14 protein-coding genes and 1 tRNA gene are annotated in these 19170 nt (G+C 72.8%); 1 reads left to right on the top strand and 14 read right to left on the bottom strand.

Annotated elements, in window-relative coordinates:
• Positions 1-27: 27 nt before the first annotated feature.
• The 6 genes from ACFYPJ_RS00470 to ACFYPJ_RS00445 all read right to left on the bottom strand — a co-directional run bounded on the left by ACFYPJ_RS00470 (position 28) and on the right by ACFYPJ_RS00445 (position 6089).
• Complete coding sequence (locus ACFYPJ_RS00470; RefSeq protein WP_389008177.1) at positions 28-819, bottom strand: S16 family serine protease; 792 nt, start codon at positions 817-819, stop codon at positions 28-30.
• A gap of 180 nt (positions 820-999) precedes the next feature.
• On the bottom strand, positions 1000-1641 hold the full coding sequence (locus tag ACFYPJ_RS00465; RefSeq protein ID WP_389008174.1) for an IclR family transcriptional regulator: 642 nt from the start codon (positions 1639-1641) through the stop codon (positions 1000-1002).
• Positions 1642-1929: 288 nt separating this feature from the next.
• Positions 1930-3735: a DEAD/DEAH box helicase gene (locus ACFYPJ_RS00460; RefSeq protein WP_389008171.1), complete on the bottom strand. Its 1806-nt coding sequence runs from the start codon at positions 3733-3735 to the stop codon at positions 1930-1932.
• A gap of 180 nt (positions 3736-3915) precedes the next feature.
• A complete protein-coding gene (locus tag ACFYPJ_RS00455; protein ID WP_389008168.1) occupies positions 3916-4284 on the bottom strand; it encodes a type II toxin-antitoxin system death-on-curing family toxin in 369 nt (122 codons plus the stop codon).
• Positions 4284-4481 (bottom strand): hypothetical protein, encoded by a 198-nt coding sequence (locus tag ACFYPJ_RS00450; RefSeq protein WP_389008165.1) that lies wholly within the window; start codon positions 4479-4481, stop codon positions 4284-4286. Before ACFYPJ_RS00450 ends, ACFYPJ_RS00455 begins: the two co-directional genes overlap by 1 nt.
• Before the next feature lie 33 nt (positions 4482-4514).
• Positions 4515-6089 (bottom strand): MFS transporter, encoded by a 1575-nt coding sequence (locus ACFYPJ_RS00445; protein ID WP_389008162.1) that lies wholly within the window; start codon positions 6087-6089, stop codon positions 4515-4517.
• Positions 6090-6343: 254 nt separating this feature from the next.
• Here ACFYPJ_RS00445 and ACFYPJ_RS00440 point away from each other — a divergent pair.
• Positions 6344-6415 (top strand) — tRNA-Cys (locus ACFYPJ_RS00440).
• A gap of 21 nt (positions 6416-6436) precedes the next feature.
• On the opposite strand, the gene ACFYPJ_RS00435 is transcribed toward ACFYPJ_RS00440, so the two are convergent.
• The 8 genes from ACFYPJ_RS00435 to ACFYPJ_RS00400 all read right to left on the bottom strand — a co-directional run bounded on the left by ACFYPJ_RS00435 (position 6437) and on the right by ACFYPJ_RS00400 (position 19094).
• The gene (locus ACFYPJ_RS00435; RefSeq protein ID WP_389008159.1) at positions 6437-7597 is read right to left on the bottom strand and encodes an SUKH-4 family immunity protein; all 1161 of its coding nucleotides are present in this window, start codon (positions 7595-7597) and stop codon (positions 6437-6439) included.
• 583 nt (positions 7598-8180) lie between these two features.
• The gene (locus ACFYPJ_RS00430; protein WP_389008156.1) at positions 8181-10490 is read right to left on the bottom strand and encodes a xanthine dehydrogenase family protein molybdopterin-binding subunit; all 2310 of its coding nucleotides are present in this window, start codon (positions 10488-10490) and stop codon (positions 8181-8183) included.
• Positions 10487-12460, bottom strand: coding sequence for a 2Fe-2S iron-sulfur cluster-binding protein (locus tag ACFYPJ_RS00425; protein WP_389008154.1), 1974 nt, complete (start codon positions 12458-12460; stop codon positions 10487-10489). The genes ACFYPJ_RS00430 and ACFYPJ_RS00425 overlap by 4 nt, the downstream gene beginning before the upstream one ends.
• Positions 12457-13350, bottom strand: a complete 894-nt coding sequence (locus tag ACFYPJ_RS00420) for an FAD binding domain-containing protein (protein WP_389008152.1) — start codon at positions 13348-13350, stop codon at positions 12457-12459. The genes ACFYPJ_RS00425 and ACFYPJ_RS00420 overlap by 4 nt, the downstream gene beginning before the upstream one ends.
• Before the next feature lie 591 nt (positions 13351-13941).
• Positions 13942-15624, bottom strand: a complete 1683-nt coding sequence (locus ACFYPJ_RS00415) for a beta-N-acetylhexosaminidase (protein WP_389008150.1) — start codon at positions 15622-15624, stop codon at positions 13942-13944.
• A 4-nt stretch (positions 15625-15628) separates the two neighbouring features.
• Positions 15629-16483: a carbohydrate ABC transporter permease gene (locus tag ACFYPJ_RS00410; RefSeq protein ID WP_389008148.1), complete on the bottom strand. Its 855-nt coding sequence runs from the start codon at positions 16481-16483 to the stop codon at positions 15629-15631.
• A gap of 5 nt (positions 16484-16488) precedes the next feature.
• Positions 16489-17493 carry a carbohydrate ABC transporter permease gene (locus ACFYPJ_RS00405; protein ID WP_389010039.1) on the bottom strand — a complete coding sequence of 335 codons (1005 nt, stop codon included), beginning with the start codon at positions 17491-17493 and terminating at the stop codon, positions 16489-16491.
• 305 nt (positions 17494-17798) lie between these two features.
• On the bottom strand, positions 17799-19094 hold the full coding sequence (locus ACFYPJ_RS00400; RefSeq protein ID WP_389008146.1) for an extracellular solute-binding protein: 1296 nt from the start codon (positions 19092-19094) through the stop codon (positions 17799-17801).
• Between the last annotated feature and the right edge of the window lie 76 nt (positions 19095-19170).

The following is a 19170-nucleotide window of genomic DNA, read 5'->3' as shown; positions in this document are numbered from 1 at the left end:
CGACACCCGCGCTCACCGGCAGAACGCTCAGCAGCTCGGGACCGAGGAGTTCCCCTTCTCCAGCGCCACCAGGGAGTCCACCGCTCCCTTCAGCGTGGTGACGGGGACCAGCCGAAGGCCCTTCGGCAGTTCCGCCTTGGCGGCGCTGCACTCGGCCTTGGGCACCAGGAACACCGTCGCCCCGTCCCGCCGGGCCGCCTGGGTCTTCAGGGCCACGCCGCCCACCGCGCCGACGGCGCCGTCGTCGTCGATCGTGCCCGTGCCGGCGATCGTACGGCCGCCGGTGAGGTCGCCGCCGCTGCCGTTGCCGTCCAGCTTGTCCACGATCCCGAGGGAGAACAGCAGACCGGCGCTGGGTCCGCCGACGTCCGCGAGCTTCAGCGCGACCTTGACGTTCTTGTCGGTCACGTCGAGGTACCGGAGCGCGGCCCGGGTGGCGGCGTCCTGGGACTGCTGCATCTGCTCGACGTTGTGCTGCTCGATCTCCTTGACGCTGCCCCCGCTCGGATACACGGAGTCGCGGGGCATGACCGCCCGGTCCGTGCGGAACCAGCTGTCGATCACATCGCCGAGGGAGACGTCCGTGTCCGGGGAGGTCGCCTCAATGGTCGTCATCCGCAGCTGGCCGGCCGTCCGCCGGACCGGCGCACCGGAGATCGTGATCACCTGGTTGCCCTGGTTCTCGCCGAGGACGTTCGCGGTCAGCCCCGGCTGCGCCAGCGCGAACGGCAGCGGCGCGAACACCGCGGTGGCGATCAGTGCCACGACGGGCAGGGCGCAGACGGCGACGGCCTGGAGGCGCGTGAGACGAGAGAACACGAGGTCAATCTAACGCGACAACCGGATACGGCCGCCGCCCGCCCGATCAGGCCGCCGTCCCAGGCGCCAGGCCACCGTCCGCAGCCGAGGCGACGTACGACCCGAGGACAACGTACGACGCCAGCCGGCGGGCTGCGCAAGCACCGCTCGCTCCCCTGTCCCGCTGTCCCGCTGTCCCGCTCAGCGCAGGGCCTCCGCGACCTCGCGGGCGGCGTCCACGACCCGGGTGCCCACCCGCTCCGGGACGGAGTCCGACAGCATCACCACCCCGACGCTGCCCTCCACCCCGGTCACCCCGATCAGCGGCGCCGCCGCCCCGCAGGCCCCGGCCTCCAACTCGCCGTGGGTCAGCGTGTAGCCGGGTTCCGCGGGCGGCGCCTGCCGGGCCGAGAGGATCGCCCGGCCCGCGGCCCCCCGGTCCAGCGGATGCCGGAACCCCGCCCGGTACGCCACGTGGTATTCCGTCCACGTCGGCTCCACCACCGCGACCGCCAGCGCGTCCGCCCCGTCCACCAGCGTCAGATGGGCGGTCGCCCCGACGTCCTCGGCCAGCGACCGCAACGCGGGCAGCGCGGCCTCCCGTACCAGCGGATGCACCTGCCGCCCCAGGCGCAGCACGCCCAGCCCGACCCGGGCTCGCCCGCCCAGGTCACGCCGGACCAGCGCATGCTGTTCGAGCGTGGCGAGCAGTCGGTACACCACGGTCCGGTTCACCCCCAGCCGGTGGGAGAGCTCGGTGACGGTCAGCCCCTGGTCGGTGTCGGCCAGCAGTTTGAGGACGCGCAGTCCCCGGTCGAGCGTCTGAGAGGTCTCCGCGGTCACGACGCCCACTCCTTTGGTGGTGAGGTCGGTGGCCTCTGGTCGTGGATGCGTGCCGAGTCCCGTCAGCGACGCGCTTCAGTGGCCGCCGTTCGGCGGGACTGCTCGGCGGCTCCGAGCCCAGTCGCTTCACGACTGCGCTCCGCGGCTGCACTGCCACGGGGCGTGTGCGTAGCCGGACAGTAGCGAAGCAGGTTCGCTGAGCGGAAGCCTTCGTCCAGAATCCGGGCAGCAGTTGATCCGGAGTGCCCGCCTTCGTCCTGATACTCCGAACGCCGAACGGGCAGCCCGTCAGCGCATCCGCGTTGCCCACTCCTGTACTTTGGCGATCCGCTGCCGCAGCTGACCGGCCGTCGCCTCGGCGCTCGGCGGTCCGCCGCAGACCCGCCGCAGCTCGGTGTGGATCACCCCGTGCGGCTTGCCGCTCTGATGGACGTACGCGCTGACCATCGTGTTGAGCTGCTTGCGCAGCTCCATCATCTCCTTGTGGCTGACCACCGGGCGGCGTTCGGCGGGCAGTTCGAGCAGGTCGGCCTCGGTGTCCGGCTTCTTGCGGCTGTGCGCGATCTGCCGGGCCTGCCGCTTCTGCAACAGCATTTGCACCTGGTCGGGTTCCAACAGCCCCGGGATCCCGAGGTAGTCCTGCTCCTCCTCGCTGCCCGGGTGGGCCTGCATGCCGAACTCGGCCCCGTCGTAGAGGACCCGGTCGAAGACGGCGTCGGACTCCAGCGCCTCGAAGGGCAGCGTGTCCTGCTCGCCGGTGTCCTCGTCCTGTTCCTGGTTCGCCTCCGCCATCTCCTTCTCGGATTCGGCGTACGGGTCCTCCTCGCCCTCCTTCTTCGGCTTGTCGAGGGCGTGGTCGCGCTCGACCTCCATCTCGCCTGCGAAGGTGAGCAGGTCGGGAATGGTCGGCAGGAAGACGGAGGCGGTCTCGCCGCGCCGCCGGGAGCGCACGAACCGGCCGACGGCCTGGGCGAAGAACAGCGGTGTGGAGATGGTCGTGGCGTAGACGCCGACCGCGAGCCGGGGCACGTCGACGCCCTCGGAGACCATGCGGACCGCGACCATCCAGCGGTCGGTGTTCTCGCTGAACTCGTCGATCCTCTTCGAGGCGCCCACGTCGTCGGAGAGGACGACGGTCGCCCGGCTGCCGGTGATCTCCCGGATGAGCTTGGCGTAGGCGCGCGCCGAGTCCTGGTCGGCGGCGATGACGAGCGCCCCGGCGTCCGGGACGGCCTTGCGGACTTCGGTCAGCCGCCGGTCGGCGGCGCGCAGCACGCTCGGCATCCAGTCGCCGCGCGGGTCGAGCGCGGTACGCCAGGCCTGGCTGACGGCGTCCTTGGTCATGGGCTCGCCGAGCCGGGCGGCGACCTCGTCACCGGCCTTCGTGCGCCAGCGCATGTTGCCGCTGTAGGAGAGGAAGATGACGGGCCGCACCACCCCGTCCGAGAGCGCGGATCCGTAGCCGTACGTGTAGTCGGCGGCGGAGCGGCGGATTCCGTCCGGTCCCTCCTCGTACGCCACGAAGGGGATGGGGTTGGTGTCGGAGCGGAACGGGGTACCGGTGAGCGCGAGTCGTCGCGTGGCGGGTTCGAATGCTTCGAGGCATGCCTCGCCCCAGGACTTGGAGTCACCGGCGTGGTGGATCTCGTCCAGGATGACGAGCGTCTTGCGCTGCTCGACGCGGTTGCGGTGCAGCATGGGGCGGACGCCGACGCCGGCGTAGGTGACGGCGATCCCGTCGTAGTCCTTGCCGAGCGGGCCCGCGCTGTACTCGGGGTCGAGTTTGATCCCGACCCGCGCGGCCGCTTCCGCCCACTGCTTCTTCAGGTGCTCGGTCGGGGCGACCACGGTCACCTGCTGGATGACGTGGTGGTGCAGCAGCCAGGACGCCAGGGTCAGCGCGAAGGTCGTCTTGCCGGCGCCGGGTGTGGCGACGGCGAGGAAGTCACGGGGCTGCTCCTGGACGTATCTCTCCAGCGCCCCCTGCTGCCAGGCACGCAGTTTGCCGGCGGTGCCCCAGGGCGCCCGGCCGGGGAAGGCGGGTGACAGGTGGTGCGAGTGCGACGCGCTGGAACTGGCGGCGGTGGTAGTCACGGTCTCCGGGGAGGGTGGGTGGTCGGTGCGAACGGCCCCGCCCACCGCGTCGGACCGGGTGGTGCCGGGTGACGTGCGGGGGCCGGGCCGCGTATGACAACCCGGCCACCTTACCGGCGGCCGGGTTGCGGCCGTACGCGGACCGGGTGGGGTCGGTCCGGGGTGGGACTCACGTCACAGTCAGCCCGCGAAGCGCGGCAGCTGAGTTGCGATCTTGGGTACGTCCAAGGCGCCCTGGCAGACGTCCAGCACGAAGCGCTCCGCCTCGTCGACGTCGAAGTCCGGGTCCAGGGGGTGCCCGTTCATGTGCAGGAAGACCCAGGTCGCGTACCAGGCGAGGCGCTTGTTCCCGTCGATGAGAGCGTGATTGCGAGCCAGGGACTCCATCAGTGCGGCGGCCTTCTGCCAGACGTCCGGGTAGGCATCCTGCCCGAAAACGCTCGACTGCGGGCGGGCGAGGGCGGAATCCAGCAGCCCGTAGTCGCGCACCTCGTCCGCCCCCAGCCGCTTCGCGAGGTTCAGCAGCTCGGGCAGAGTCAAGTAGTGCATCAGGCGAGCCTCCGGTTCAGCTCGGTGCTCGCCCTGAGTACGTGCTCGGCCGCCTCGTTGAACAGCCGCGAGTGCTCGTTTATGGCCGACAGCACCGCGTCGTGCGCGAACGCCTGCATGCTGCGCCCCTCCGCCTGTGCGCGCTCTCGCAGTGCGGCGAGTTCTTCATCCGTGAACCGCAGGTTGAGTCCAGACATGCCATCGATGGTACCGCGTGGTACTACCTGGTGTCATCGTGACTCCGTGCGCAGCCGCGTCGTCACCCACACCCCCACCAGCGCCACCGCGGCCATCGGCAGGAACACCACGGCGAACGCGGCCGAGTGGCCGGCCGCGCCGGTCGTGGCGCTCTCGGCCGCGGAGGCGGCCATGCTGCCGCCGCCCAGCGCGGCGAACGCGGCGCCCGCCGCCGCGAGCAGGACGACGTTGGACAGGCCGTCGGATATCTGCAGGGCGGCGGAGTTGGCGCCCGCCTCCTCCGGGGCGGACAGCCGCAGCAGGAGCACGCTGCTGGAGGAGATCACCAGCCCCATGCCGAAGCAGCCGAAGCCCCACGCCACAGCGACGATCCACACGGGTACGGCCGGCAGCAGCACGCTGGACGCGGTGACGATCGCGGTCGCCGTCAGCACCATGCCGAACGTCATGAGCCGTTCCCGGTACGGTTCGGCGCGCGGCCGGGACTGCACCCAGGACCCCAGGGCCCAGGTGCCGCCGCCCGCCGCCAGCGAGAACCCGGCCAGCGTCGGCGACAGCCCGCGCTCCGTCACCAGCATCAGCGGGACGAACGACTCGGCCGCGATGTAGGACCCCGCGGCCAGCCCGCGCAGCAGCACGACCGACGGCAGCCCGCGCGCGGCCCGGTAGGTGCCGCGGGGCAGCAGCCCGAACACGGCCGGCACCAGCAGGGCCGCGCCGGCCACCGCGGGGAGGAGCGAGATCCAGCGCAGGTCCTGCGCGGCGAACTGGAGCAGCCCGGCACCCAGGGAGATGGCGAACGCGAGCCGGATACGGCGGTCACGGCGGCCCGGCGCCTCACCGCCGGCCGCGTCGCCGTCCCGCGCCACGCGGTCCACGGGGCCGCCCGCGCGCCGCCGTATCTGCGGCAGCGCAAGGGCCAGCGGGAGCACCACCAGCACCGGTATCGCCAGGAACACCCACCGCCAGCCCAGGTGCTCGGTGACCGCGCCCGCCGCGAGCGGGCCGACGATCGACGGGACGACCCAGCTCGCCGCGAACGCCGCCATGATCGCCGGACGCAGCCGCTCCGGATAGGCCCGTCCGACGACGACGTACAGCGCGACGATCACCAGCCCGCCGCCGAGGCCCTGCACGGCCCGCCCGAGGACGAACACCCACATCGACGTGGCGGACCCGCCGATCACCAGGCCCACGGCGAAGGAGGCGATCCCCGTGGTGAGCGCCCCGAGCGGCCCCCGGCGGTCGGACCACTGCCCCGCGAGCACCATGCCGAACAGGCTCGTGGTGAAGTAGCCGGAGAACGCGAACGCGTACAGGGACAGCCCGTCCAGCTCCCGTGCGGCGACCGGCATCGCCGTGCCCACCGCGGTCGCCTCGAAGGCGATCAGCAGCACCACCGAGACGATCCCGATGCTCAGCGCCCGGTGGGTGCGCCCCAGGACACCTTCACCGGCACCGTCCCCGCGCCCGTCCGCGAGTCCGGTCGCGGATTCGGCTGCGGGTCCGGTCACGGGCGCCGTAACGGATGCGGTCACGGGTTCGTCGGCGCGCTCACCGGCGGGTTCGTTCGCGACTCCGGTGTCGCTCGGCTCAGGGACGGTCATGACGGCCAGGGTAAGACCCGCCACCGACATTGGCCCCTGTCGCGAGTCGCCTCCCGCCTGCGACCTTGGTCGTAGGCCCCGCGGCGCGGCGGCCCCTGCGAGCGGCGGGAAACGGGTTCACCGGCCGTCCCGTGCCCGGCCCGGCACCCGGGCCGGGCGAACCGCTTCATGAACGCGGTATGGCAGTCCCGTTGCAGCCCCCACGCCGCGCTTGTTCCCCTCCCCCGCCCGCCCTACGTTCGTCACATCGACACGGCCGTGTGCCCGAGTGGTTCAGGGGCTCGCCTGCAAAGCGAGTTACGTGGGTTCGAATCCCGCCACGGCCTCTCCTCGGCGGGCGGTGCTGTTCAGAGCACGCCGCCCGCCTCGTCCTGGAAGAGTTCGGTCCAGTAGTGCCAGTCCGCGTCCGAGGTCGTCGGCGTCGGGTCGATCGACGTGAGGGTCTGGATCATCGTCGTGGCCAGTTGGTCGTAGGCGTCCGTCGTCAGCTCGTGGCCGAGGTGGGCGTCGATCGAGCGCTCGTGGTGCAGCAGCCACAGGGTGTAGGCGAGGGTGGAGACGTCCGTGTTGAGCGGGTACAGCGCGGCCTCGGGTTCGCTGAAGTTCAGGACCGCGCCCGTCGTGCCGTCGACCACGAGGCTGTGCTCCTCGGCCAGCTGACCGAGGCGTATCAGACGGCCGGCGTGGGCGGGAAGGTCTGCCAAGGGGTACTCGCCGAAGCGCTCGTCCCGGAAGTACTCCGTCAGCGTCTGCAGCGGTACGTCCGTGTCGAGACGGAAGACGATCGCGTCCTCGGGCAGCCCCGTCTCGCGCAGGAAGCGACGGGTCGGCTCGTGGACGAGCGCGGCGGGGAAGTCGACCTCCTCGAAGCGGGCCACCCGGCCCGGTCCGAACTCCTCGTCCAGGAGCCGGCCCGGCAGCTCCAGGGTGAGGCCGACAGCCGTGCCGGGGCCCGCGACCAGGGAGAGCGGACGGATCAGCGCGGCGGCCTTCCAGTACGGCGGCACCTCGCCGTCCGTGCCCTCCTCGAAGAGGGTGAGCAGGCGACGGGACGCCTCGGCCGCCGTCTTGGTGCCGTGCCGGCCCGCGAAGGAGGCGAACCGGCCGCGCAGGCCGGCCAGTTCCTCCGTGACCGCGGCGAAGCGCAGCAGGGTCTCCAGGGAGGGCGCGAGCGGACGGCAGTCCGTGGGGGCGAACCGGTGGGCGGTGGTGACCTCGCCGGTGCTGCCGTCGAGCAGGATCGACTCGGTCCCGGCACCGGACGGGCCAAGGAGTTCCCCTATCACCAGCCGGTCCCGCAGCTCCCCGGCGAGGCGGGCCGGGCCGTCCGTGACGTCCGCGAGGGTCCGCAGGCCGGCCGTGCGCAGCGGCGCGAACGTCAACAGGCCGCTGTCGTCCGGCAGGCCGGGTCCGGTGAGCAGGCCGCGCGTGGGCCCGTGGGTGACATAGAGGTCGAGCTCGGCCTCGGTCAGCGTGATCGCTGCGGCCCTGGTGTCAGTCGTGGTCATCGCTCCCCCGCGATTCCTGATTGTGCCGTCGTGCCGTCGTGCCGTCGTGTGTCGAGAAAAACCGTCGTACGTCGTCGTGCCGGTCGGTCGTCGTGCCGGTCGACCGCTGTGCGGTCGGTCGCTGTGCCGCTCGGCCGTCGTGCACCTCGCCCGTCGTACAGGTCATACGGCGGCGAGCGCGGTCGTGTTCAGATCTGGGCACGCGGGCACGTCCGGTCCTCCGGTCCGCTGTCCGAAGCGGCCGTCCCCACTGACCGCAACAGTACGCCGCCCCACTGACAACGCTCCAAGAGAAGGGACGTCAGCCGACCCTCGCACGTTGCGTCCCCGCCGTGATCGTTTCCACCGACGCCGCCGACAGCCGGTGCCGCAGCCGGAGTCGGGCCGCGGCCTCGCCGCCCGCGCCGGGGACGTGCTCCTCGCGGCCGAAAACGATCACCGGCGGAACAGGTCCCCGTGGACGGACACGGCCCGCGGCAGCCGCTCGGCCAGGGCCTGGGCGACGGCCGACTCGCCGGCCGACGTCACTCCGGTGACACCGCGGCCCCGCCCGGCGCGAATCCCCCGGCGGGCCCGGGTGTGCTCACCGGTCGGTGACCACCGCGGCCTGCGGGCGGATCGGGAGGCGGTTGACGGGCCTGCCGGTCGCGGCCCGCACGGCGGAGGCGATGGCCGCCGGTGAGGTGACGACGGGGACCGCGCTGACCGCCTTGGCGCCGAAGGGGGCGACCACGTCCCGCTCCTCGACCAGTTTCACGATCCGGATGTCCGGCGTGTCCAGGGCGGTCGGCAGCGCGTAGCCGGTGAGGTCGGGATGGCGGATCAGGCCGCGGGCGGTGCGCAGGTTCTCGGTGAGGGCGATGCCGACCCCCTGGGTGACGCCCGCCTCGATCCGGGCGGTGAGCTGCGCCGGGTTGAGCACGCGGCCCACGTCCTGGGCGACGGCGAGTTCCACGACCCGTACCGAGCCGAGTTCGATGTCGACGTCCACCACCGCGCGTACGGCGCAGAAGGCGAGGCCCACGAAGGCGTCGCCCTGCCCGGCGTCGTCCAGCGGCTCGGTCGGGTGCGGGCGGCACTGGGCGGTGGCCCACAGTTCCTTGCCGTCCATCGCCTCCGTGACGGTGGTCGACAGGACGCCGTCGTACGAGGTGATCTTGCCGTCGGTGATCTGGAGCAGTTCGGTCGACATCCCGAACTTGTGCGCCAGCGGCTGGAGCAGTTGGGTGCGCACCATCTTCGCGGCGCGTTCCACCGCGCCGCCGGAGACCCAGGTGTGCCGGCCGCGGCAGCCCGGGCCCGCCGGGGGCTGGTCGGTGTCGACGGGCGCCACATGCACCTCGTCGATGCCCAGGGTCTCCTGGACGATCTGCCGGGCGAGCGTGCTGAAGCCCTGGCCGGTCTCCACCGCCGCGCACAGCACGGTCGCGACCCCGTCCTGGATCTTGACGGTCGCCGTCGAGACCTCGTCGGCGCCCTCCGCGCCGAGCATGTGCACCATGCCCAGGCCGTAGCCGACGCCCCGGCGCACCGCCCCCGGCTCGCCCGCGCCCTCCAGGCCGCCGGGCAGCAGCCAGTCCTCCTCGGGGGTGTCCTTGGGGAGCGCGGGCAGCGGGAAGTCCCGTACCGCCTGGAGGAGTTCGGCGACCGGTGCCGGGCAGGTCACGGTCTGGCCGATGGGGAGCACGTCGCCGGTGGCGAGCACGTTGCGCAGGCGCAGCTCCGCCGGTTCGGTGCCGAGCTTCTTCGCGAGCTTGTCCATCTGCGCCTCGTAGGCGGCGCACACCTGCATCGCGCCTTCGCCGCGCACGTGCCCGGAGGGCGGGTTGTTGGTGCGCACGGCCCAGCCCTCGATGAAGGCGTTGGGCACGACGTAGGGGCCGCAGGCGAAGGAGACGGCGGCGGCGAGCGCCTCGGCCGAGGTGTCCGCGTACGCGCCGGCGTCGAGCAGGATCTGCGCCTCGACCTTGACCAGCTTGCCCTCGGCGTCGGCGTGGTGGCGGTAGCGCAGCAGCGTGGGATGCCGGTGGGCGTGGCCCAGGAAGGACTCCTCGCGGGTCGCCGTCAGCTTCACCGGGCAGCCGGTCTTCAGCGCGAGCAGGCCGAGCGGGAGTTGGAAGCCCTGGTCCTCGCGGTCGGCGGTGGCCCCGGGGACGCCGGTGACGACGATCTTCACCTGGTCCTGGGCCAGGCCGTAGCAGGCGGCGGCGGTGGCCCGGTCGGTGTGCGGGTCGGTGGAGGCCACGTACAGCTCGACGCCGCCGTCGGGGCGGGGCACCGCGAGGCCCGCCTCCGCGCCGATGGGCGCGGGGTCCTGGCGGCCGATGCGGTACAGGCCCTCGACGACGACCTCGCCGGCCGCGTCCGGGTCGCCGTGCCGCAGCGGGATGTGGCGGATCAGGTTGCCGTCGGGGTGCAGGGGTTCGGCCTCGAACGCCTGCTCCGGGTCGGTCACCGGGTCGAGCACCTCGTACTCGACGATGACGGCGGCGGCGGCCATCCGCGCGGTGTCCGGGTGGTCGGCGGCGACGGCCGCGATGGGCTCGCCGTGGTACCGCACGACCTCGGAGGCGAACACCGGGCGGTCGGGCGTGCCGCGGCCGTGGCGCGGGGTGCCGGGCACGTCCTCGTGGGTGATGACGGCCCGTACGCCGGGCATCGCGCGCGCGTGCGAGGTGTCGACGGAGACGATGCGCGCGTGCGGGTGCGGGGAGCGCAGCACGGCCGCCCACAGCAGCCCTTCGGCCCACAGGTCGGCCGCGTACGGGAAGGTGCCTTCGGTCTTGGCGCGGGCGTCGGCCGGCAGCAGCGACACGCCGAGGCCGCGCGGCGGTTGCTCGGGGGCGTCGGCGGCCTCCGGGACCGTGGTCGCGGTGCCGGCTTCGTTGCTCACGCCTGGCCTCCGTCCTGGCCGTAGGGCTGTTCGTGCGGTCCGGGCGGGACCTGGGCGTCGAACGCCGAGGGGTGGACGCCGCCGGCGCCCGGGCCCGCCTGGTGCGGAATGCGTGCGCCGTCCGCGTCCGGGTCGGCGTCCGGCGCGTTGTGCGCCGCGCGTTCCGCGACGACCTCCTGGACGGCGTCCAGGACGCCCCGGTAGCCGGAGCAGCGGCACAGGTTGCCGCACAGCGCCTGACGCGCCTCCAGTTCGGTGGGGACCGGGTTGCCCTCCAGCAGGTCGTGCACGGTCATCGCCATGCCGGGGACGCAGAACCCGCACTGCACCGCGCCGCGCCCGGCGAGCGCGCGCTGGACGTCGGAGGGCCGGCCGTCAGTGGCGAGGCCCTCGACCGTGCGGACCTCGGCGCCGGCCGCGGTGGCGGCGGGCACCAGGCAGGACGCGACGAGGCGGCCGTCCACCTGCACGTTGCAGGCGCCGCATTCGCCCTGCGAGCAGCCGTCCTTGGCGCCGGCCAGCCCCAGGCGCTCGCGCAGCACGTACAGCAGGGACTCGCCGATCCAGGCGTCGGTGACGGGGCGGTCGGCGCCGTTGACCCGCAGGACGTACGAGGCGAGGGGGTGGTCGTCGTGCGGGGCCGGGACGGCGGCTTCGGCGTCCTCGGCCTCGACGTCGCCGGACGGGGTGTCGGAGCCGGCGGCCGTCACGGGCGCCTGTCCGTCGTCCGGGCCGGTTCCGGTGTCGCCGGCCACCTCGGGACCCGCGGGGGGCTCAGCGGCCCCGTCAGCGGCCTCCTCGGCGGCGTCGGCGGTTCCGGGCGGCTCGGTCAGCACGGCGGGTCCGGCCGCGCCCGCGGCTCCGGCGGTCAGGTTCGGCTCGTGGGAGGCCGGCGCGTCGGCCTCGGACAGGGCCCGGGCGGGGGCGTGTTCGGCCGTGGCGGCGGGAGCGGAGCCGGACTGGGCGTCCACGCCGGATCCGGCGGGGGCAGCGGCGGTGCTGCCGTGGTCGGCCGGGGCGGCGGTGGAGGTGCCGTGGTCGGCCGGGGGCCGGGGGGCGGGGGCAGTCGGGTGCGCTGCGGCCGGCCCGGTGGGTACTGCCTCGGGCGCGTGGCCGCCGTGCGGATGGAGCGGATGGATCGGGGTGCCGTGTCCGGGCAGGGTGTGTCCTGCCTGGGCATGTCCCGTTGCGCTGTGGTCCGCCGGGCCGTGGTCTGTCGGGCCGTGGTCTGTCGGGCCGTGGTCCGCCGGGCGGTCGGCGAGCGGGGCCGCCGGGGCCGGTCCGGCCTGGTAGGTGTCGGCGGGCAGGAACTGTTCCGGAGCGGTCTGCGGCGCACCCCCGGCCTGCTGTCCGCCCGTGTGCGGGGGCGCCGTCCGCTGGTCGGCGGGGGCCGCCTGCGCGCCCCAGGGCTGTCCCGCGGCCTCGGTCGCCCAGGGCGCGGGGGCGCCGCCGGGGAGCGTGGCAGGCGGCGTGCCGCCCCACTGCTCGACGAGCGAGGATGTGGTGAACTCGCCTGATTCGTCCGGCAGGTCGCCCCCGGCGACGGGGATGGACCACTGGCCGGTCACATCCTGGCCGGAAGCATGCGCCGACGGACCGGCCGGTGCGGTCGGGTCTTCGTAGGTCCACTGCTGCGTGGCCGCCGGGTGGTACGTGAACCGGTCGCCCGCGCCCGGCTCCTGGGGCACGGCGTTCGGGTCGGCCCACTGGACGCCGTCGGCCGGCATCGACCAGCCGCCGGTGGCCGCAGGACCGGCGCCGGGGTCCACGGCGGGGGCCACCGTGATCGGCGGCGGCACATAGCCGTGGCCGGGCGCGGCGAGCGGGCTGTCGGCGGCCCGGAGGGCGTCGACGCCCCCCTCGGGAAGCTTCACGAAGGCGGTGGCGCCGTCGTCGTAACCGTCCTGGGGCAGCGGATCCCAGCGGCCGCCCGCCTGGGGCGGGTTCTCTCCGTGCTGGTCGTCGGTCACGACAGTGCCCTCCCCAGTGCTCGCCGGGCCAGCGCGGCGACGGTGCGCCGCAGGTGCAGTACGGCAGGCGGAAGCTGTGGTACGGAGCCGTCCTGCTCGGGGGTCGGGTCGGGGATGCAGGCCGCGGCGACGTACTCCCCGAAGGCGTTCAGCGCCTCGGGCACGATCGCGCGGTCGTTGTCCCAGTCGATCAGCCCGGCGACCCACTGCTCGGCCTCCAGGGGCCTGAGCGGCATCGGCGCTATGGCCCCCACGGCGCACCGCACTCCGCGCCGGGCGGGGTCGAGGACGAGCGCCACGGACGCGGCGGCCCGGCCGGGTCCGGTGCGTCCGGTCGCCTTCAGGAAGACCTGCGGGGCGTGCAGCAGCGGCACGCGCACGTAGCCGATGAGTTCGCCGCCGCGGAGCATGTCCACGCCCGCGAGCAGATGCGACACCGGGAGTTCCCGGCGGGCCCCGTCGGCGCCCGCGATGACCAGGATGGCCTCCAGGGCGGCGAGGACCGGCAGCGCGTCCCCGGTGGGTGCGGCCGAGGCGATGTTGCCGCCCAGGGTGCCCGCGTTGCGGATGTGCGGCGGGCCCGCGGCGCGCGCGGCGGCGGCGAGCGCCGGGATCAGGGCCGCGAAGTCGGGGCGGCCCATGCGCGCGTGCGTGAGGCCCGCGCCGAGGAGCGCGTGACCGTCCTGGTACTGCCAGCCGCGGATCTCGCTGATCCGGCCCAGTCCGACCAGCGCGGCCGGCCTGAGCTGTCCGGAGTTGACGGCGGCCATCAGGTCGGTGCCGCCCGCCACGGGCACGGCGGCCGGCATGGCGGTGAGCGCCGCCACGGCCTCGTCCAGCGTCGTGGGCAGCGTGACGGCCTGCGCCGCCTGCGGTGCGTGCGTGGTCAAACCGGCTGCCCCTTCCCGCTGCCCCACCTGGTCCCACCTGTGCTGCCGTACGGTACGTGCTGACAGGGCGGACGTGGCAACTCTGGCACATCTTCGCAGGGCCCGAACGCAGGGGTCCGCTAGGAGACATTCGCCCGCCTCGCTGGGGAGATGACCCGTTTTCACCCATCATCACCGGTGCGCGATGAATGACACTCTTCGGTGATTTCTGAGGTCTTTCTCCGTCATGTGTTCGGGTTCCGTGGGCAGGGGCGGCAATCGGCCACACGGGGACCGGCCGGACGGCCGCGCCGGCAGGCCGCACCGCGGCGGCGGGCGGCCACACCGACGACGACAACCGGCCATGCGCGGGAGCAGCCGAGGCCGGTGCGGAAGCGGCCGGCCCAGGCGCGGGAGCGGCCGACCGTACGGCGCCGGCCGCCGACCGCTCCCGCACCTGGCGGCGGCGACCGCACCAGGGGCGACCGGCCACGCCGTGCGTGACCGTCAGGCCGTTCGGGGCCGTCGCACCGCCCGCGGCTGGGCACGCCCTTGACGGTTCGTCACGCCGGTCACGGTCAGCCGCGCCGGGCCCGGTCGGCCGCGAGGGGATCAGCGGTTCGGGGGCGGCCCGTCGATGGGGCGGCCCTGCACGCCGGGACGCTGCTGCCACGGCAGGGGCCCGGACGGCGGCCGGTAGTCGACGCCGAGGGCGTCCAGCCGCCGGTAGTGGGCGGACATCCGGCGCTCGAATCCGGCGAAGTCCCGCTCCGTAGGTGCGGGCAGCCGGCTCCAGGCCACCTCGGCGAATGCGGCCAACCGGGGGAACGCCTGGTAGTCCACGCGCGCGTGGTTCTCCATCACCTCGGTCCACAGGTTGGCCTGGGTGCCGAGCACGTGCTCGGCCTGCCGCTGGTCCAGTTCCGGGGGAACGGGCTCAAAACGGTAGACGTCCTCCAGGGTGCGCACGAAGCCGATCGGTACGGGTTCGTCCTCGCCGGCGGCCTGCCGGTGGTCGAGGTAGACGTGCTGCTCGGGGCAGATGACGACATCGTGGCCGGCCCGCGCGGCGGCGATCCCGCCCTGGTAGCCGCGCCAGGACGACACGGCGGCGCCCTTGGCGAGCCCGCCCTCCAGAATCTCGTCCCAGCCGATGAGCCGCCGCCCGCGGTCCCTCAGCCAGTTGTCGAAGTGCGCGATGAACCAGGCCTGCAACTCGTCCTCGTCGGCGAGCCCGAGTTCCTTGATGCGGGCCTGCGCGACCGGCGACCGCTTCCACTGCTCCTTGGGGCATTCGTCGCCCCCGAGGTGAATGAACCCCGAGAACGGCAAGAACCCTGTGACGTCCGCCGGGAAGAGTTCGAGGACTTCCTCCAGCACTCCCTCGAAGAAGTGCAGGGTGTTGTCAGTGGGGGCGAGTACGTTCGAAGAGACCCCCCAGGTGTCCCAGACGGAGAGGGCGGTGGTGTCGATGACGTCGGTGTTGCCGAGTTCCGGATACGCGGCGATGGCGGCCTGCGAGTGGCCCGGTACGTCGATTTCCGGGATGACGGAGATATGCCGCTCGGCTGCGTAGGCCACGATCTCCCGGATGTCGTCCTGGGTGTAGTAGCCACCGTGCGGCTTCTCCTCCCACAGGGGTGAGAGCCGGTGACCGAATTTGGTCCGTGCCCGCCAGGCGCCGGTCTCGGTCAGCTTCGGGTGGCGCTTGATCTCCACCCGCCAGCCCTGGTCGTCCGTCAGATGGAAGTGGAAGACGTTGAGTTTGTGCGCGGCCATCAGGTCCAGGTAGCGCAGGACGCCTTCCTTGGCCGTGAAGTGACGGGCCACGTCCAGCAGGAGGCCGCGCCAGCGGAACCGCGGGGTGTCCTCAACGTCGGCGGCGGGCACGGTCCACCGGCGTCCGGGGTCGAGCGGGGCACGCCGGAAGGCATCGGGACCGAGCAGTTGACGCAGCGTCTGCGCGCCCCAGAACACACCGGCAGGGCCGCCGCCGCTCAGGGTGACGGCGTCCCGGCCGACGTGCAGCGTGTAGCCCTCGGGACCGAGCCGGACGGTCTCGTCGGGCCGGATCCGCAGCCGGAGGACGCCGCCGTCCACTCCGTCGCCGGGCGGCAGCGCGAACCCGGTCGCGGCCCCGAGCGTGCCGCGTAGCCAGCGGGCGGTGCCCTCGGTACCGGGGCCCGCGTCGATCACCGTCGTCCCGTCGAGCACGAAGCCGCCCGCGGGGCCTGCGGTACGGGTCGTCAGGGGAGCCGGGATCAGTTCCGTCGTGGAAGTCACGTCGCCACTCACGTCTCTACTCCTTAACCGCTCCGCCCAGTCCGGAGACCAGGCGCCGTTGTACGAGTACGAAGAAGACCAGCACCGGAATCGTCATCACCGTGGAGGCCGCCATGACCCCGCCCCAGTCCGGCTCGTCCGGCTTGTAGAAGACGAGCAGGGCCATCGGCAGGGTCGACTGCGAGGTGTCACTGATGATGAAGGACTTGGCGAAGAGGAAGTCGTTCCAGGCCGAGATGAAGGAAAACACGCTCGTGGCCACCAGGCCCGGGAAGACGAGCGGGAAAAGGATCTGCCACAGGAATCGCGCGCGGCTCGCCCCGTCGATGTACGCGGCCTCCTCCAGCGCGTCGGGCACCGCTTTGACGAACCCCCGCAGCATCCAGATCGCGAAGGGCAGCGAGAAGGCGATGTGCGGCAGGATCAGCGAGCCGAGCGTGTTCAGTTGGCCGAAGTCCCGCATGAGGAAGAACAAGGGGATCGTCAGGGCCTCGACCGGCACCGTCTGAGCCACCAGGAACATGATCAACAGCGTTGTCCGGAAGCGGAACCGGAATCGCGTCACGGCGGTCGCCGCGAGAAACGCGATCAGTGCCGAGACGATCACGACACTGCACGCCACAACGAGACTGTTGAGGAAGTAACGGCCGAATTCCTGCTGCCCGAACACCCGTCGGAAGGAGTCCAGGGAGGGCGTCGTCGTCCACGGCCGGGGCCGGTCCGACTCGATCTCGCCGGCCGGTTTGAAGGCGCTCAGCACCATCCAGTACAGCGGGAAGGCGACCACCGCGGCGACCAGGAGGGCCGTCGCCTCGGCCATCGCGCGCCCGGCGCGGCGCGGCCGGCGCGGAAAGCCGCGCACAAGATTCACGACGCTCACAGCTCCTCCCCCTGCCGGCGCAGCGACCGCAGGTATCCGAGCGTGACGGCGAGCAGGACCAGCAGCATCACGACGCCGATCGCTGAGCCGAGCCCGTACTGCGAGGAAGCGAACGCCTGCTGATAGGCGTACACGTTCAGGACCAGGTTCTGCCCCGCGATGCCGCCGCCGTTCGTCATGACATAGATCTGTGTGAACACCTTGAAGTCCCAGATGACCGATTGGATGGTGACGACCGCGAGGATCGGCCGGAGCATCGGGGCGAGCACGGACCGCCAGACCCGCCACTGCGAGGCGCCGTCCAGGGCGGCGGCCTCCAGGACCTCGGCGGGCACGGCACGGATCCCGGCGTACACGGTGACCATCACGAACGGGAAGGAGCACCAGACCACTTCGAGGAGAACGAGGAGGAAGGCGCTGTAGCGGCCGTACGTCCATGAGTGGTCGCCCAGCCCGAGGACCCGGTTGACCGGGCCGAAGTCCGGGTCGAAGAGGAACAGCCAGACGGTGGAGCCGGTCACCGCGGGTGTCGCCCACGCGCCCAGCGCGGCCAGCATCAGCGCCAGCCGGGGCACGGCGCGTACGCGGGTGAGCAGGACGGCGAGGGCACAGCCGGCGGCGAGGGTGGCGCCGACACAGGCCGCGGCGAAGACGACCGTGGCCAGCAGCACCTGCCAGAACTGGCTGTCGCCGAAGAGTTCCGCGTAGTTGTGGAATCCCTCGAAGGAGCTCGGCTCGCCGCCGCTGACCTGGGCCTGCGTGTACCGGAAGAAGGAGAGCAGGCCCAACTGGTAGATGGGGTAGACGAGCAGCGCGCCGAGGACGGCGAGGGCGGGGGCGAGATAGAGCCAGGGCGTCCAGGCACCGGCACCGCGCGCCCCGCGCCGGCCCCGCGCGCCGGCGGAGCCCGCGGGGGCCTTCCGGGTGCCGGCGCGGGAGCCGCCGGAGTGGTCCGCGGATGCGCGTGAGGTGGGTACGGACGCTGAGGTGATGTCGGTCATGACGGAGGGGTCGGAGGCGCCGGAGACGGTGGTGCGCACGCGGGCGCCCTGGCCGGGAACCACGGCGCCATCGCGCCCGGCATCCCCCCGCCGGCCGTCCGCGGCACCCCGCTCCGCACCGCCGGCGGGGCCAGGACGGCGCACGGCCCCCTGCCCCGTACGGTCGCCGGGGCCGGAATCCCCCGCGGCCCCCTGTGCCGCACGGTCCCCGGCGCCGGAACCGCCCACGGCACTCTCCCTCGCACCGTCCCCGGGGGTGCCGTCTCCCGTTCCCGGCTCGGGGGTGGTGCGCCCGTTCGGCCGGCTCACCCGGCGGAGCCGAACGCGTCGTTCATCTTCGCCGCCGCTTCTTCGGCGGCGGCCGGCACCTTCTTCTTGCCGCTGATGACCTCCTGGAACATGGTCGGCAGGACCAGCGAGGAGTCGATCTGGGACCAGGCGGGCGAGGCCGGGACGAACTTTGCGCCCGCGGACAGCGTCTGCACGAACGGCTTCACGTAGGGCCGCTCGGCGGCGGCCTGGTCACGCACGTCGGTGAAGGTCGGCAGGAAGCCCATCGCGTCGAACAGCGAGGACTGCGTCTCCTTGGACGCGAGGCGCTGCATCAGGTCGACGGCGAGGCTGCGGTGCGCGGTGCTCTTGAGCACACCGATGTTGTTGCCGCCCGCGAACGCCGGGGCGATCGAACCGGGCGTCACCCCGGGCAGCGGCACCACCGCGTACTTGCCCTTCGCCTTCCCGGCCTCCACGGCCGCGTGACTGAAGTCACCGCCGATCGCCATGCCCGCCTTGCCGGCCGCGAACACGCTGATCGTGTCGTTGCCGCCCATGCCCGCGCACTTGGCGGCGGGGCAGTTGTCGTCGGTGAACAGGGACGTGTACGCCTTGATGCCCTGCTGCGCGGCCGGACTGTCGAGGGCGGAGGTGAACGAGCCTCCCTTGCCGGTGGCGAGTTCACCGCCGTTGGCCCAGACGAAGGGCATCGCGCCGTAGGTGTAGACACCGCCGACGGCCAGGCCGTACAGGTCCGGCCGCGCGGCCCGGACGGCGCGGGCCGTGGTGGCCAGTTCGGCCATGGTCTTCGGGACGGCGAGGCCGAGTTCGTCGAAGACGTCGGTGCGGTAGTACAGGGCGCGTACGCCGACGTAGAGCGGCGCCCCGTAGACCTTGCCGTCCACGGTGACGGACTGCCGGGCGATCGGGTCGGTGTCCTTGGCCTCCTTCCAGGCGCCGAACTCCTTGGTGACGTCGAGGAGCCCGCCGTCATGGACGTAGCCGGCGGTGTCGGTGTTGCCGTATTCCATGACGTCCGGTGCGGACTTCGGGTCGTTGAAGGCGGCCTTGACGCGCTGGGCACGGGTCTCGACGGGGATGTACTCGACGTCGACCCGCACCCCGTCGTGGTCCTTCTCGAAGTCGGCCGTGACGGCGTCGACGACCTTCTCCTTCGGCTTGTTGCCGACCTCCTGGAACAGCCACACGCGCACGGTGCCGCTCTTGTCGTCCTTCTCGGAGGCCGAATTGGAGGAGGACTGCGGGGCGCAGGCGGTGAGGAGCAGGGCGGTCAGTACTGCGGGGGCGTACCGGGCGGACAGCTTCATCGTGACCCTCCGGGAGGAGCGTTGCAACATATGCAATGACGATTTCGCTCTGCACAACAGGAGGAGGCTATGAAGT

Origin of the sequence: Streptomyces sp. NPDC006012 (genome assembly GCF_042871185.1) — a bacterium.
Taxonomy (GTDB): domain Bacteria; phylum Actinomycetota; class Actinomycetes; order Streptomycetales; family Streptomycetaceae; genus Streptomyces.
Note: the sequence above shows the minus strand (reverse complement) of the source record. Positions and strands in the feature narration are given on the sequence as shown.